The sequence below is a fragment of the Clostridium sp. Ade.TY genome (assembly GCF_000498355.1).
Classification (GTDB): domain Bacteria; phylum Bacillota; class Clostridia; order Clostridiales; family Clostridiaceae; genus Clostridium.
Window position 1 is genome coordinate 47,364 of the sequence record NZ_AVSV01000011.1, and the last position, 15,971, is coordinate 63,334.

The window sequence follows — 15,971 nt, forward strand, 5'->3', positions numbered from 1 at the left end:
TGTAAGTAGCTTTTATTTTTTATTATAAGTTTAGAATAAATTAAAAATTAATAATGATTATTTAAAAGAATTAATTGCATTTAATCTATCTTGAATTTTTTCAGATGATGATTTTTTATAATTGTAATTATAAAGTGCACCTTCAAAATCTCCATAAGATGAGTTTGGTAACATTATATATTTAGTACCAAAGAAAGCTTTTTCTTTTTCAACAATTGCACGTCTTTCTTCGTTAGACTTTCCATCATATCCATTTGGGAAATCACCTAAGTTATCTCCACAATACATGGCAAGGTTATATTTATCTTTAATTTTGTCCCATCTTCCTTGCTTTTTATTTGTATCTGTTTTTAAAAGTATATGTTCTTTGTCAGAATTTACAAAACCTAAATTTTTCATATTTTTAATTGTAGCAGCCATTTCAGTTTTTTCATCTCTATTGGATACATAGAAAACTTCAAATCCTTTACTTTTTGCATAAGCAGTAAATTCTTTAGAGCCAGCTATAGCTTTAGCATCAGCTTTTTCAATCCACTCATGAAAATTTTGTGGAGTATAAACTTCACCATGCTTTATTTCATATCCAGCATGAGGAGAGTTATCAAGAATAGTTTCATCAATGTCTAAAGTGACAGCATAAGGCTTTTTACTTTTTTCTTTAGAAAGTTTATCCACATATGATTTAGCAGAATTATAGGCTTCATATCTTAAAGCATTTACTTCACCAGAATTTTGTTGCCAGTCAACTGCTAATACGTTTTCATTAACTAGGTTTTGAGTTGCGTTATCTTGAGTTTTTTGTTCTATTTTAGTTGTTTCTTTTGAATGTACTTCTGAGTCAACTAAATAAGTTGCACCTGTTCCTACTCCTACTCCAACTATTAGAGATAAAACAATTGTAGTAATTTTAGTTTTTTTCATAAAAATTCCCCCCTATATTTAAACTGAAAATAATTTCAAATTAATTATATTTCCTAAATATAGTAGCGATATTAATCGCATGTTAATAAAGAAAAAATTTTGTTTTTAAATTTGTGAAATTATACAAAAATTTAAATGTTTACATGAATTTTATTGTAAATATTATGCTTTTATAAGAAGTTTATATGTAGTAAAATATAACTAGATAACATTTTCATTAATAAAGTAAAGTATTTTTTTAATGAAAATGAATTATCCGTTTAAAATATATAGTGTAATGCATAAGATAAACTATGTCTTAATAATATTAGTTACACAAATAAGGAGGACTCGATTATGACTAAAGCACTATCATTAGATTTATCAAAAGCAGCTCCATATTTAAATATGGAAGAAATTGACTTCATGGATGATTTAGTACAATCAGCTCATAAGAAATTACATGAAGGAACTGGAGCAGGAAATGACTTTTTAGGATGGATTGATTTACCTGTAAATTACGATAAAGTAGAATTTGCAAGAATTCAAGAAGCAGCAAAAAGAATTCAAGAAACTTCAGAAGTTCTTATAGTTATAGGAATTGGTGGATCATACTTAGGAGCTAGAGCAGCAATAGAAATGCTTACAAATAACTTCTATAATGTATTACCAAGAGAAGAAAGAAAAGCTCCACAAATATTCTACGTTGGAAATAATATAAGTGCAACATATATGAATCAATTATTAAAAGCTGTAGAAGGAAAAGAAATATCAGTTAACGTAATATCAAAATCAGGTACTACAACTGAGCCTGCAATAGCATTTAGAATATTCAAAGATCTTCTTGAAAAGAAATATGGAAAAGAAGAAGCTAAGAAAAGAATTTATGCAACTACAGATGCTTCAAAGGGAGCTCTTAAATCATTAGCAGATGCAGAAGGATATGAAACTTTTGTAATTCCTGATGATGTTGGTGGAAGATTCTCAGTTTTAACTGCAGTTGGATTACTTCCAATAGCAGCAGCTGGAGTTGATATAGCAGAAATGATGAAGGGTGCAGCTGATGCTAGAGAATTATATTCAAATCCTTCAGTTAAAGAAAATGACTGTTACAAATATGCAGCAGCAAGAAATGCTTTATACAACAAAGGTAAAGAAATTGAAATATTAGTTAACTATGAACCATCAGTTCATTACTTCAATGAATGGTGGAAACAATTATACGGAGAATCAGAAGGAAAAGATAACAAGGGAATATTCCCAGCTGCTGTTGATTTCTCAACTGACCTTCACTCAATGGGACAATTTATCCAAGAAGGTAGAAGAAATATGTTTGAAACAGTTCTTCATGTAGAAAAAGCAGAAGAATCAGTTATCATTGAAGCTACAGAAGATAACATAGATGGATTAAACTTCTTAGCAGGAAAAGATATGAACTTCGTAAATCAAAAAGCTTTCGAAGGAACACTATTAGCTCATAATGATGGTGGAGTTCCAAATATGGTTCTTAATGTACCAGAATTAACTCCTTATTACTTTGGTCAATTAGTTTACTTCTTTGAAAAAGCATGTGGAATTAGTGGATACCTTTTAGGTGTAAATCCATTTAACCAACCTGGAGTTGAAGCATACAAGAAAAACATGTTTGCTTTACTTGGAAAACCAGGATATGAAGATATGAAAGCTGAATTAGAAGCTAAATTAAAATAGTATATGAAAATTATAATAGATGGAGATGCTTGTCCAAGCATCTCCGAAATTGAAGATTTAGCAAAAGAATATGCTATAGAAGTAAATATTTTTGTTGATATACATCATGTTATAAGAAGTGATTATTCTAAGGTAATAGTTGTGGATAGTGGATTTCAAAGTGTGGATATGTATGTTGTTAATAATTCAAAAATTAATGATATTGTAGTAACACAAGATTATGGAGTGGCATCTATGTGTTTAGGAAGAGGAGCCAAAGTAATAAATCCAAAGGGTACATTATATACTGAAGACAATATAGATATGTTGCTTGAGCAAAGGTATATGGCGCAAAAGTTTAGAAAAGCTGGTGGAAGACTTAAAGGTCATAAAAAGAGAACTTCAGAAGATGAAGAAAGGCTTATAAAAAATTTAAAAGCTTTAATAGAATATATCATAAAAAATTAAAGGCTAATGGAAATATAATTATTTCTTGAAGCCTTTTTTATTTATAGTTTAAATATAATGTTGTATAATATATTTAGAGAAATATGGAATTTTTATTTGTAAAAAATGGGTTATAATATAATGTGTTAATACATTGGTTAGTATGGGGTGAAGTTTATGGGATCTATGAACATTTTATTTGGCAAAAGAAGTCCTCAAGCACCTAAAGAAAATATAGAAATAGGAGTTGACTTCGAGGAAGCTATCGATTTTAAAGTTTTAATTGGTAGTGATGGAATATGGAATACAATAAAAGAATTCAATAGTAGTAAAAAGTCATGTGTATGGACACCGAAAAAAGAGGGTAATTATATGGTTATGGTACAAGGAAAGAGAAAGGGTTCTAAAAAACCATATGAATTTTTAGCAAAAGAGGCATATATTATAAGAAAGAGCATAGGTGAAGAAAAATTGATTAGGGATATTTTACTAGAAAAAGAAGAATATTTTATTGGAGAAAAAGTTAATATAGAAGTTATTTCTGAAGAAAGAACATTACTTTATAGATTTTGGAGAAAAGGTGACAATGGTTGGGAGCCAGTTAGAGATTATTCAACAGACTGTAAGTTATCTTATGCTTTAACAAAAGAAGGCATAGAAGAATTACTTATAGAATGTAAGAGACCAGATTCAAAAGAAAATGTGGATGATTATAGAACTATAAAGTTTAGTGTTAAAGAGAAAAACAAGGTTGAAATAATAGATTTTAAATGCTTAACAGATGAATTATTATTAAATGAGGAACTTGTATTTAAAGTAAAAGCATCATGTGAAGATGCAAGACCTTTGTTATTTAAGTTTGTAAAAATGGACAAGTATGGAAGGTCTATATGTGTACAAGATTATTCATCAAGAAGAATAGTAAGCTTTCAAGAAAATGAAGAAGGTGAATACAAATTACTTTGTTTAATGAAAGATATTTTTTCAAATAAAGAATATGATGATAGAGCTGTTATGGTATATGAAGTAAAGCCATATAAAGCTATAAGAATAAATAGTTTTAAGGCTGATGTAAAAAGTCCTCAAGTTTCAGGAACAGATATAACTTTTAAGGTTGATGCATCAGGTGGCAGAGAATTAGTATATAGATATATTATTGATGGACCAATAGCAGAAGATTCTTGTTATACAAGAAGTAAAGAGTTTTATTGGAATCCTAGAGAAAAGGGTTCATACAAAATAACATTATATGTTAAAGATATTTCATATGAAGGTGATTATGAAGAAAAGAAAACAATACTTTTTGATATAGACAAAAGAGGAGATAGACCTATAAGAATTGTTGATGTAATATCAGATCAACGTAAAGAGGTTCTTATAAATACTCCTATAAATGTTAGGGCTATAGCAGAAGGCGGTAGCATACTTTTATATTCTTTTGTAATTTTAAAAGATGGAGTTGAAATAGATAGAAGAGATTTTACTAGAACAAATTGGTTTAATTATGTTCCTAAAGAAAAGGGAGAATATGAAATAAGTATTAGAGTTAAAGATAAATATTCTTTAAATGAGTATGATGTTGAATCAAGCCTATTTTTTAAAGGTAAAGATTATTTACCTGGAACTATAGATTATATATTACTTCCATGTAAAGAAACTTTTTTAGTTGGAGATAATTTTGAAATAGAAGCAGTAGTACAAAATACTAAAAATATATTAGTTAACTTTGTTACAAAAATAAATGGACATGAAGTTGAAGAAACAGGTTTTGTTAAGGATAAAAAATTATCTATTACACCAAAATGTTCAGGAAAATATACTTTTGAAGTGTATGCTAAAAATGTGAAATGTGAAACTGATTTTGATACAAAAAAAGAAGTAACTATTTATATTTATGATGCAACTCCTGTTACAGATACTAAAATAACAATAGATAAAGAGCCTATAAAGATAAATAAAGAAGTTAACTTTTGGGCTGAAAGTAACGGTGGAAAAGATGTATGCTATGAGTTTTATGTAATGGAAAGAGGAAATTGGGTAAAAGCTCAAAGTTATAGTAAAAAAAGATATTATACATTTATACCATTTTCAAAGGGAAAATATAGAGTAATGGTTCTTGCAAAGAGTTTTTATAAGAGAGTTAATTATGAAGATTATTGTGAAATTGAATTTATTGTTTAGCATAAAAAGCCTTTCGGGGCTTTTTTCTTATGCAAAGAATTGCTTTTTAATTGAATTAATAATACAATAAGATGAACTTAATTAAAAAGTATAAAAAGATTGTTTAAATTAAAAGATACATAATAATGAATTAGTATATTTAATATAAAAAAATTAAATTTAAGGATAAGAGGTGTTTTTTATAGTGCAAAGATTAGATAAAATAATTTCAAATTTAGGATACGGAAGTAGAAAAGAAATAAAAAAAATTGCTAAAAAAGGTGTAATTGAAGTTGACGGTGAAATAGTAAAAGATAGTTCTATGTTAGTTGATCCAGATAAATCAGTTATAAAAATAAATGGTGAGCAAATTTTCTATAGAGAATTTATATACCTTATGATGAATAAACCAGATGGAGTTATTTCAGCTACATATGATTCAAGAGAAGAAACTGTAATAGATTTATTAGAAGTTGAACATCAAGCTTTTGAACCATTTCCAGTTGGTAGATTAGATAAAGATACAGTAGGATTATTATTTTTAACTAATGATGGTGAATTAAATCATAGATTAATATCACCAAAATGGAAGGTTGATAAAGTTTATTTTGCAAAGATAGATAAAAAAGTTACAGAAAAAGATATAGAAGCATTTAAAAATGGAATAACATTAGATGACGGATACAAGTGTAAAGAGGCTACTCTTGAAATTTTAAGTGCTACAGATGAAGGATCAGAAGTAAATATAACAATTCAAGAAGGAAAATTCCATCAAGTTAAAAGAATGTTTGAAGCTGTAGATAAAAATGTTGTTTATTTACAAAGAATAGAATTTGGTGGAATTGGATTAGATTATGAGTTAAATGAAGGCGAATATAGAGAATTAACAGAGGAAGAAATTGCACATTTAAAAAGCTTTTAACGAATAATAATTTTAATATGCAAGAAAAGTATTCATATATACGTCATAATTAAATAAAAATATCAAATTTACTTGCATTTTATAATGCGTTAACATATAATACTAATGCGAGGATAAATAAAAGGAATAAATAGCCCCCTTTTTATTTATTGCTTATTGCTAAGACGCAACCGAGCCCCAATGGTTGCGTCTTTTTTTGTATAAAAAAAGAATAATTGTAAATAATTACATTATTGATTGTTTTTTATAAATGAAGTTATTGATTCATAATTATATGCAATAAAAAAATCATTTTTAATATATTATGAAATTAAAATTGCATTTTAAATTTGAATAATTAAAGGCACTTATTCAAAAATTATAATAGAATAAATTTTGATGTGTTTACAATAGTATTCAATAACTGTATAATTAGAGAAGCTAGAATAAGACATAGATTTATATATTAATTAAATAATTTAAAGTGCGTTGAAGAAGAAGAGTATATGAATATTTGCTTTTCAGAGAGTTAAGTATTTTGGTGTGAGCTTAATAAGTAAAATCATAGAAAGAAGCTTTGGAGCATATTAATTTTGGGTTCTCCCATTACAGAGAAATGAGTGAGTTTAAATTTAATTTAAGCTAATTTAGGTGGTACCGCGTGAAGTTATAGTCTTTTCGTCCTAATTTTAGGAGGAGAAGGCTTTTTTTAATATATAGAAAATAAATTTTGAAAGGTGATGTAAAAATGAGCAGAGAAACATTAGCAAATTTAATATTTAAAAATGAACTAAAAACTCCAGAATATTACTTGGAAAAGTATCCAAAAAGAAACTTAAAAGAGGGAGCTAAGGTAGTAAGATATGCTCCAAGTCCAACAGGATTCCAACATATTGGAGGAGTTTATGCAGCTCTTATAAATGAAAGACTTGCACATCAAAGTGAAGGTATTTTCTATTTAAGAATAGAGGATACAGACCAAAAGAGAGAAGTTGAAGGTGCAATAGAAGATACTATACAAACTATGCATAACTTCGGAATGGATTTTGATGAAGGAATGACAGGAGAAGAAACTTCAAAGGGAGAATATGGCCCATATAGACAAAGTCAAAGAAGAGAAATATATCATGCTTTTGCTAAAGAATTACTTTTAAAAGGATTAGCTTATCCATGTTTCTGTACACCAGAAGAATTAAATGAAATAAGAGAAAAACAAATGGATGAAAAAATAACTCCAGGATATTATGGAGAATATGCTGTATATAGAAATCTTCCAGTAGAAGAAGCTATAAAGAAAATAGAAGCTGGGGAAGAGTACATATTAAGATTAAAGTCACCAGGAAAAGAAGATAATAGAATAGAATTCCATGATTTAATAAAAGGTGATATATCATTCCCAGAAAATGTTCAAGATATAGTTATAATTAAATCTGATGGATTACCAACTTATCACTTTGCACATGCTATAGATGATGCTTTAATGCATACTACAGATGTTATAAGAGGAGAAGAATGGTTATCATCACTTCCTATACATCTTCAATTATTTGATGTATTAGGTTTTGAAAGACCAAACTATGCTCATGTTCCAACAATAATGAAATCAGAAAATGGATCAAAAAGAAAACTTTCAAAGAGAAAAGACCCAGAAAGTGCTGTAAGTTATTATAGAGAAGAAGGATATCCAGCAGTATCAGTTATTGAATATCTTTTAAATATAATAAATTCAAGCTTTGAAGATTGGAGATCAGAAAATCCAGATGCTGATTACCATGATTTTAAAGTTGAATTAGATAAAATGAGTAAATCAGGAGCTTTATTTGATATAGTTAAGCTTCATGATGTAAGCAAAAATGTTATATGTAAAATGAAAGCACCAGTAGTTTATGATTATTATATAACTTGGGCAAAAGATTTTGATAAAGAAATGTATAATCTTGTAACTTCAAATGAAGCTATGATGAAAGAAGTATTTAATATAGATAAAGAAGGTCCAAAGCCAAGAAAAGACTTTGGAAAATGGAATGAAGTTAAAGAAAAAATATTCTACTTCTTTGATGAATTATTTGATAATGAAACAGCAGAAGATGTTGAACTTCCAAAAACATTAAACTTAGAAGATGCAAAAAGTATAATAGAAAGCTATGCTAAAGTATATAACTTTGATACAGATCAAGAAACTTGGTTTGAAGAGCTTAAAGCATTAGCAGTAGAACTTGGATATGCAACAAATAGAAAAGAATATAAGAAAAACCCAGAAAACTTTAAAGGAATGGTTTCTGATGTAGCTGGTGCAGTAAGAGCAGCACTTACTCATAGAACTAATACTCCTGATCTTTATACTATAATGCAAATAATGGGTGAAGATAAAGTTAGAGAAAGATTTAATAAGTTTATTAATCTTTAATAGATAGAAAAGAGATGCTTTTATTAAAAGCATCTCTTTTATCTTTAATGAAGTTTTAAATTATATAGTTTGAAAGTAATTAAAATAAATAAAAAACAGTGGCTTTAATTCCACTGTTTTTTATTTTAATATTACTTTAATTTAAATGAACTCTTTAAAGGAACGATTCTATTAAAGATTAATTTATCATCTGTAGAGTTTTTATCTACTGAGAAGAATCCATTTCTAACCATTTGGAATTTATCAAGATTCTTTGCATCCTTAACAGCAACTGGTTCTATAAATCCTTCTAAAACTTCTAATGAGTTTGGATTTATTTGTTCTAAGAAATGCTTACCTTCATTTTCAGGAGCATCATCTAATATTAAAGGTTCATATAATCTAAATTCACAAGGTAAAGCATGTTTTGCATCAACCCAGTGAATTGTACCTTTAACTTTTCTTCCAGTAAATCCTGATCCGCTCTTAGTTTCTGGATCATAAGTACAATGAAGTTCTACAACATTTCCTTCAGCATCTTTTATTACATCATTACATGTTATAAAGTATGCTCCCATAAGTCTAACTTCGTTTCCAGGGAACAATCTAAAGTATTTCTTTACTGGAACTTCCATGAAGTCGTCTTGTTCAACATATATTTCTCTTGAGAAAGGAACTTCTCTAGTTCCAAGCTCTGGATTCTTTGGATTATTTGGAATAGGTAACATTTCAGTTTTACCTTCTGGGTAGTTAGTTATAATAACTTTAAGTGGTTTTGTAACTGCCATTGCAGTTGGAGCCTTAGTTTGAAGATCTTCTCTTAAGAAGTAATCAAGCATTTGAGCATCAACAATTGAATTGTTTTTAGCAACACCAATTGCTTGACAGAAATTTCTTATAGAATCTGGAGTATATCCTCTTCTTCTAAGACCTGATATAGTTGGCATTCTTGGATCATCCCATCCATCAACTATATTTTCATCAACTAATTGTTTAAGTTTTCTTTTACTCATAACAGTATTAGTCATATTAAGTCTTGCAAACTCTATTTGCTGAGGTACGCTTTCCATTTCACATTCTTTTACGAACCAATCATATAAAGGTCTGTGATCTGCAAATTCTAAAGTACATATTGAATGAGTTATACCTTCAATAGCATCTTCAAGTGGATGAGCAAAATCGTACATTGGGTATATGCACCATTTGTCTCCAGTATTATGGTGAGATGCATGAGCTATTCTATAAATGATTGGATCTCTCATATTCATGTTAGGAGAAGCCATATCAATTTTTGCTCTTAAAACTTTCTCTCCATCTTTAAATTCACCTTTTCTCATTCTTTCAAACAATTCAAGGTTTTCAGAAATGCTTCTATTTCTATAAGGGCTTTCTTTTCCAGGCTCTGTTAATGTTCCTCTATATTCCTTCATTTCTTCAGGTGTTAAGTCACAAACATATGCTAAACCTTTATTTATTAAAAGAATAGCTCTTTTATACATTTCATCAAAATAGTTTGAAGCAAAGTGAAGTTCGTTCCATTGACATCCAAGCCACTGAACATCTTCCTTTATTGATTCAACATATTCTGTATCTTCTTTAACCGGATTTGTGTCATCAAATCTTAAATTAGTTCTTCCTTTAAATTCAGCACCAAGACCGAAGTTTAAAAGAATAGATTTTGCATGACCTATATGTAGATAGCCATTTGGTTCTGGTGGAAATCTAGTAATTATAGAATCATGTTTACCGCTCTCTAAATCTTCAATAATTATATTTCTAATGAAGTTAGATGAATTCGTATCATTTGACATAAAGATTACCCTCCTGCAATTATATTTTAAATAGGGCCATTAAAAACAACCTCTAATTTATGTCTATATATTATACAATTACCTTTAATTTTAATCCAATATAGTGAAAAAATAAAGTATAACTTTTCCTTTGTAACATATGAATTACATAAAAGAATATTATATGTATAAAAATATATTTTTATAACTTAGAACATAATAAATATTGTGTCAATTCAGTTATAGCATCAACAGATTCTTTAAAATCTCTTTTTATCCATAACTCTAAAATAGAACTCATACTGCTTGCTATAAAATTAAAGAAATAAGGACTTAATTTATTATCTTCAAGTAACTGGATTTTTGCATCAGGAAGTAAAGATATAAAAGATTCAGTATAATTTATATATTTTTTATGTACTAGAAAAAATAAATTATTTTCATAAATTAATTTTAATAATCTTTTATGCTCACTCCAATAACTATAATATAAATAGATTATTTCTTTAGGATATAATTCATTAAAATCTTTATCTTTTTGAAAATCATTAAACAGATTATCTAATATAAAGTGTAAAATATCTTCTTTACTATCAAAGTTCCTATAAAAAGTTTTTCTAACTAAATTAGCTTCTTCACATATTTGTGTTACAGTAATATCTTTGTATGGATGAGATTCCATTAGTTTTAATAAAGCATTAGCTATCCAATTTTGAGATTTTATAGCTAATGAATTAGTTTGAATTTTATACATAATGACACAAACACTCCCTTATGTGTAATTTACTTTAATACTATTGTATTTATTTGATAAGTATTATAATATTAAAAATAAAATGACACAAGTGAGTCATAAAAGACTTTCAAATAATGAAAGGGTGAATAATCGTGAGTTATGTAGATATTATAAATGAACATAGACGTTATAAAATGGGTGATAACGTTATAGTGGCCAATAATGGAATAAATTTTTCTATTGAAAAAGGTGAATTTGCAATAATATTAGGACCTAGTGGAGCTGGTAAGTCAACAGTTTTAAATATATTAGGAGGAATGGATTCGCCAGATGAAGGACAGGTATTAGTTGATGGTGTTGATATTGCAAAATTTAATTCAAAAGAACTTACAAAGTATAGACGTGATGATATAGGTTTTGTATTTCAATTTTATAATTTAGTTCCAAACTTAACAACTAGAGAAAATGTTGAACTTGCAACTCAAATTTCTAAAAATGCATTAGATGTTGATAAGGTTCTTAAAGATGTTGGATTAGGACATCGTATGGATAACTTTCCGTCACAATTATCAGGTGGTGAGCAACAAAGAGTTGCAATTGCAAGAGCATTAGCTAAAAATCCAAAACTTTTATTATGTGATGAACCTACTGGAGCATTAGATTATGAAACTGGGAGACAAGTATTAAAGTTATTACAAGATACTTGTAAAAATACTGGTACCACAGTAATAGTTATAACTCATAATTCAGCATTAGCACCAATAGCTGATAGAGTAATACATATTAATGATGCAAAAGTAAGAGATATTAAAATAAATAAAAATCCAAAGTCTATTGATGAAATAGAGTGGTAAAAGGAGATAAGTTTTATGCAGAAAAAAGCTTTGTTTAAAACTATTTTAAAAGAAATATCTTCATCTAAATCAAGATTTTTATCTATTTTATTTTTAATTATGCTAGGAGTTGGATTTTTTTCAGGTTTAAAATCAGCAGGCCCTGATATGTTAAATACAGCTAATTCGTATTTTACAGAGCAAAATTTAATGGATTTAAAAGTACAGTCTACAATGGGGCTAGATAAAAGTGATATTGATGAATTAAAGAAGATAAATGGTGTAGACATTGTTGAACCTATCTATAGCAAAGATGTATTAATAGGAAGAGAAGGCATGTTATTAAAACTTATTTCCTATAATAAAAATAATGAATTAAATAAATACGTTATTGAAAGTGGAAGACTACCAGAAAAAGATGGTGAAATTGCATTAGATAGTAAAGAAACAATTAAAAATTCATATAAAATAGGTGATAAAATAAAATTTTCATCTGATAATAGTGAAAGTTTAAATGATGAAATTAAAGATAAAACTTATGAAATAGTTGGGTTTGTAAAAAGTCCTATGTATATTGGAAAATATGAAAGAGGAACCAGTAATATTGGAAAGGGTAGAGTTGATGGGTTTGGTGTAATATCAGAATCAGAATTCAAAATGCCAGTATATACAGAGGCTTATTTAACATTTAATAATTTAAAAGGTTTAAACAGTTATAGTGAAAAGTATGATGAATTGTTAAATAATAATAAAAAAGAAGTAGAAGACATAACTAAAAATCAAGGAAGCATTCGTCTTGATGATATAAAAAAAGAAGCAAATGATAAAATTTTAAAATCTAAAAATGAACTTAAAAAAGCTAAAGATGAGTTAAAAAAAGCAGAAGATAAGCTAAATGAATCTAAAAATAAACTTGATGAAGGAAAAGAAAAATATAATCAAAATTTAAGTGAATTTAATACTAAAATGCAAGATGCTAAAGAAAAGTTAGATAGTTCTAAAAATCAATTAAATGATAAGAATAAGCAATTAGAAAATAACTTGAGTGATTTAAAGTCAAAAGAAGTTAAGCTTTTAGAAGGTAAAAAACAATTAGAAAATAACTTAAATGATGTAAATAATAAAATAAATCAATTAAAATCTTTATTTGATAAAGTAGAATCAATATTAAAGGTACCTGTTAATACTATACCAGATAATATTAAAAATCAGTTAGTTGAAAGCTTAAAGGAAGTGCCACTTAAAAATGGTTCAAGCTTAGGAGATTTATTAGAAGAATATTTTTCTGGTAAAGTGGAAGCTAATGTTGTTTCAAGTAGTATGAATTCTATATTAGATAATTTAGAAAAAGCCAAATTTAATATAGAAAAGAGTCAAGAAGAAATAAACACTAATTATAAAAAGTTAAAAGATGGAATAGTTAAAATTAATGGATATAAAAAAGAACTTGATAAAGGATTATTAACTATTAAAGAAAAAGAATTAGAATATAATAAGGGAAAACAGGTAGGGTTAGAAAACTTTAAATTAGCTAAAGAAAAATTAGATGAAGGTGAAAAACAATACAAAGAAGGATTAACTAAATTTAATACAGAGAAAGTTAAGGCTGAAAAGAAAATAAAAGATGGAGAAAAGGAAATTAAAAAGGGAGAAGAAAATATAAAAGATATTAAAGTCCCTGATTATTATATATTTTCAAGAAGTGATAATTTGGGGTATAGTGAATATCAAGATAATGCAGATAGAATTTCAGCATTATCAAAAATATTTCCTTTATTTTTCTTTGCAATAGCTGCTTTAGTAAGTTTAACAACAGTTACTAGAATGATTGAAGAACAAAGAATTCAACTTGGAACTCTTAAGGCGTTAGGATATAGCAGTTTTGATATATCACTAAAATACTTAGTATATGCAACAACTGCAAGTTTAGTTGGAAGTTTTGTAGGTTTATTGATTGGATATGAACTAATACCTAGAATTGTTTATAATGCTTATAGTATGCTTTATAATTTCCCAGATTTACAGGTTTCATATTATTTAAGTTATGCACTTGTATCTATTGCAATAGCAATTGCTTGTACAGGAATATCTGCTTATATAGTACTAAGGGAAGATTTAAAAAGTACACCAGCAACATTAATGAGACCTAAAGCTCCAAAGTCTGGTAAACGTATATTACTAGAAAGAATAAAACCTGTTTGGAAAAGATTTAACTTTATAGAAAAAGTTACTGCAAGAAATATATTTAGATATAAAGACCGTATGCTAATGACTGTTTTAGGTATTGCAGGATGTATGGCACTTATTATTACTGGCTTTGGTATTAAAAGTTCAGTTTCGGATCTTGGAAAATTGCAGTTTGGTAAAATAGTTAAATACAATGCTATGGTAATATTTAATAAAGATGTATCAAATGAAGATACAAAATCTTATGAAGATTTAATGAAAAATTTACCTGAAATACAAGATAGATTAGATATCTATCAAGAGCAAGTAAAAGTTCAGGAAAAAGGTGTTAATCCACAAGAAGTAGTTCTTATGGTGCCTAAAAACGAGAATAATTTAAATAAATTTATAACTTTAGATAATAGAAAAACTGATGAAGAATACACTTTAAATAGTAATGGAGCTATAATATCCGAAAAGTTGGCTAAGTTATTTAAAATAAAAAAAGGCGATATGTTAAAGTTTAAAACATCAGATAATAAAACTTTTGAAGTAAAGGTTAGTGAAATTGCAGAAAATTATGCTGGACATTATATTTATATGTCAAAGGAACTTTATAGAGAGATATTTAATAAAGATCCAAAGTATAATGCAGAGCTTTTAAAATATAAATATGATACTAATTTTGAAGAACAATTATCTGAAAAGCTAAGTAAAGAAAGTAAAGTTTTAAATGTTTCTTATAATGGCTCAATAGAAAGTAATTTTGAAGACTCCATGTCAAGTTTAAATATAGTTGTAGTTGTACTTATAATCTCAGCAGCAATATTAGCATTTATAGTTTTATATAATTTAACTAATATAAATGTATCTGAACGTATAAGAGAACTTTCAACTATAAAAGTTTTAGGTTTTTATGATAATGAAGTTACTATGTACATCTATAGAGAAAATATAATATTAACTATAATGGGGATTATAGTTGGTGGATTTTTAGGTAAGGTATTACACATATATGTATTAAGCACTGCTGAAATGGATAATATGATGTTTAATCCATCATTACATTGGAGTAGTTTTGTTTATGCAGGTATACTAACAATAATTTTTTCAAGTATAGTAATGTTTATAATGCATATAAGACTTAAAAAAGTAAATATGATAGAAGCATTAAAATCAAATGAATAATTTATAGAAAAAAGAAGATTCCTCAAAAGAGAAATCTTCTTTTTTTAATAAGCTTAATATAAAATAGATAGTTCTATTTCAAAGTAAACTTACTACTTTATAAAATGAATAAGCTGATGTGCTATTAAAGATTTGTAGATTTTTTAAATCTATCATTTACTGCATCCCAGTTAATAACTTCAAAAAAGCTATCAACATAATCAGGACGTTTATTTTGGTATTTTAAGTAATAAGCATGTTCCCAAACATCTACTGTTAATAAAGGTTTTTCATTTAATGAAATAGGACAGTTTTGATTTGGTGTTTTAGTAATTTTTAATTTATTATTTTGGTCTAAAACAAGCCATGCCCAACCAGATCCAAATTGAGTTAAAGCTGCATTTTTAAATTCAGTTTTAAAGTTTTCGTAAGAACCAAAAGTATTTAAAATAGCATCTTTTATATTACCAGTAGGTTCTCCACCTTTATTTGGTGCCATTCCATCCCAATAAAATTCATGGTTAAATACACCACCGGCATTATTAACAACTGCTTGATTTATATCTTCTGGGATATCATCAAGATTTTCAAGAATCTCTACTAAAGACATCTTAAAAAGTTCAGGATGTTTATCTAATGCTTTATTTAAATTATCAACATAAGTTTGTTGATGTTTATCATGATGAAAATGTAATGTTTTTTCATCAATATAAGGTTCTAGAGAATCATAAGCATATGGTAATGGTTTTAAAGTAAATTTATTTCCTTCCATTTAAATCACCTCTATATTAGTATT

At 27.2% G+C, this 15,971-nt stretch carries 11 protein-coding genes and 1 other annotated feature; of the genes, 7 read left to right on the top strand and 4 right to left on the bottom strand.

Going from position 1 to position 15,971, the window contains the following annotated elements; all coding sequences use genetic code 11:
- Positions 1-57: 57 nt before the first annotated feature.
- Positions 58-921: a 5'-nucleotidase, lipoprotein e(P4) family gene (locus tag O212_RS0104135; RefSeq protein WP_024613896.1), complete on the bottom strand. Its 864-nt coding sequence runs from the start codon at positions 919-921 to the stop codon at positions 58-60.
- Positions 922-1,257: 336 nt separating this feature from the next.
- Between O212_RS0104135 and O212_RS0104140 the strand changes: the two genes are divergently transcribed.
- From O212_RS0104140 to gltX, 5 genes are all read left to right on the top strand, one after another.
- The gene (locus O212_RS0104140; protein WP_024613897.1) at positions 1,258-2,610 is read left to right on the top strand and encodes a glucose-6-phosphate isomerase; all 1,353 of its coding nucleotides are present in this window, start codon (positions 1,258-1,260) and stop codon (positions 2,608-2,610) included.
- 3 nt (positions 2,611-2,613) lie between these two features.
- Positions 2,614-3,057 (top strand): YaiI/YqxD family protein, encoded by a 444-nt coding sequence (locus O212_RS0104145; RefSeq protein ID WP_029699165.1) that lies wholly within the window; start codon positions 2,614-2,616, stop codon positions 3,055-3,057.
- Between the two features lie 156 nt (positions 3,058-3,213).
- Positions 3,214-5,217 carry a triple tyrosine motif-containing protein gene (locus O212_RS0104150; RefSeq protein ID WP_024613898.1) on the top strand — a complete coding sequence of 668 codons (2,004 nt, stop codon included), beginning with the start codon at positions 3,214-3,216 and terminating at the stop codon, positions 5,215-5,217.
- Positions 5,218-5,401: 184 nt separating this feature from the next.
- Positions 5,402-6,118: a pseudouridine synthase gene (locus O212_RS0104155; RefSeq protein WP_024613899.1), complete on the top strand. Its 717-nt coding sequence runs from the start codon at positions 5,402-5,404 to the stop codon at positions 6,116-6,118.
- A 459-nt stretch (positions 6,119-6,577) separates the two neighbouring features.
- Positions 6,578-6,786, top strand: a binding site (T-box leader).
- A 59-nt stretch (positions 6,787-6,845) separates the two neighbouring features.
- On the top strand, positions 6,846-8,504 hold the full coding sequence (gltX, locus tag O212_RS0104160; protein ID WP_024613900.1) for a glutamate--tRNA ligase: 1,659 nt from the start codon (positions 6,846-6,848) through the stop codon (positions 8,502-8,504).
- A 131-nt stretch (positions 8,505-8,635) separates the two neighbouring features.
- Here the strand turns inward: gltX and O212_RS0104165 are convergent, their stop codons facing one another.
- Together O212_RS0104165 and O212_RS0104170 are read right to left on the bottom strand one after the other, a co-directional pair.
- Positions 8,636-10,294, bottom strand: a complete 1,659-nt coding sequence (locus tag O212_RS0104165) for a glutamine--tRNA ligase/YqeY domain fusion protein (RefSeq protein WP_024613901.1) — start codon at positions 10,292-10,294, stop codon at positions 8,636-8,638.
- Positions 10,295-10,475: 181 nt separating this feature from the next.
- A complete protein-coding gene (locus O212_RS0104170) occupies positions 10,476-11,027 on the bottom strand; it encodes a TetR/AcrR family transcriptional regulator (RefSeq protein ID WP_024613902.1) in 552 nt (183 codons plus the stop codon).
- A gap of 134 nt (positions 11,028-11,161) precedes the next feature.
- On the opposite strand from O212_RS0104170, the gene O212_RS0104175 reads away from it, so the two are divergent.
- Together O212_RS0104175 and O212_RS0104180 are read left to right on the top strand one after the other, a co-directional pair.
- Positions 11,162-11,863, top strand: a complete 702-nt coding sequence (locus O212_RS0104175) for an ABC transporter ATP-binding protein (RefSeq protein WP_024613903.1) — start codon at positions 11,162-11,164, stop codon at positions 11,861-11,863.
- A gap of 15 nt (positions 11,864-11,878) precedes the next feature.
- Positions 11,879-15,196 (top strand): FtsX-like permease family protein, encoded by a 3,318-nt coding sequence (locus O212_RS0104180; protein ID WP_024613904.1) that lies wholly within the window; start codon positions 11,879-11,881, stop codon positions 15,194-15,196.
- A gap of 124 nt (positions 15,197-15,320) precedes the next feature.
- On the opposite strand, the gene O212_RS0104185 is transcribed toward O212_RS0104180, so the two are convergent.
- The gene (locus O212_RS0104185) at positions 15,321-15,947 is read right to left on the bottom strand and encodes a superoxide dismutase (RefSeq protein WP_024613905.1); all 627 of its coding nucleotides are present in this window, start codon (positions 15,945-15,947) and stop codon (positions 15,321-15,323) included.
- Positions 15,948-15,971: the final 24 nt, after the last annotated feature.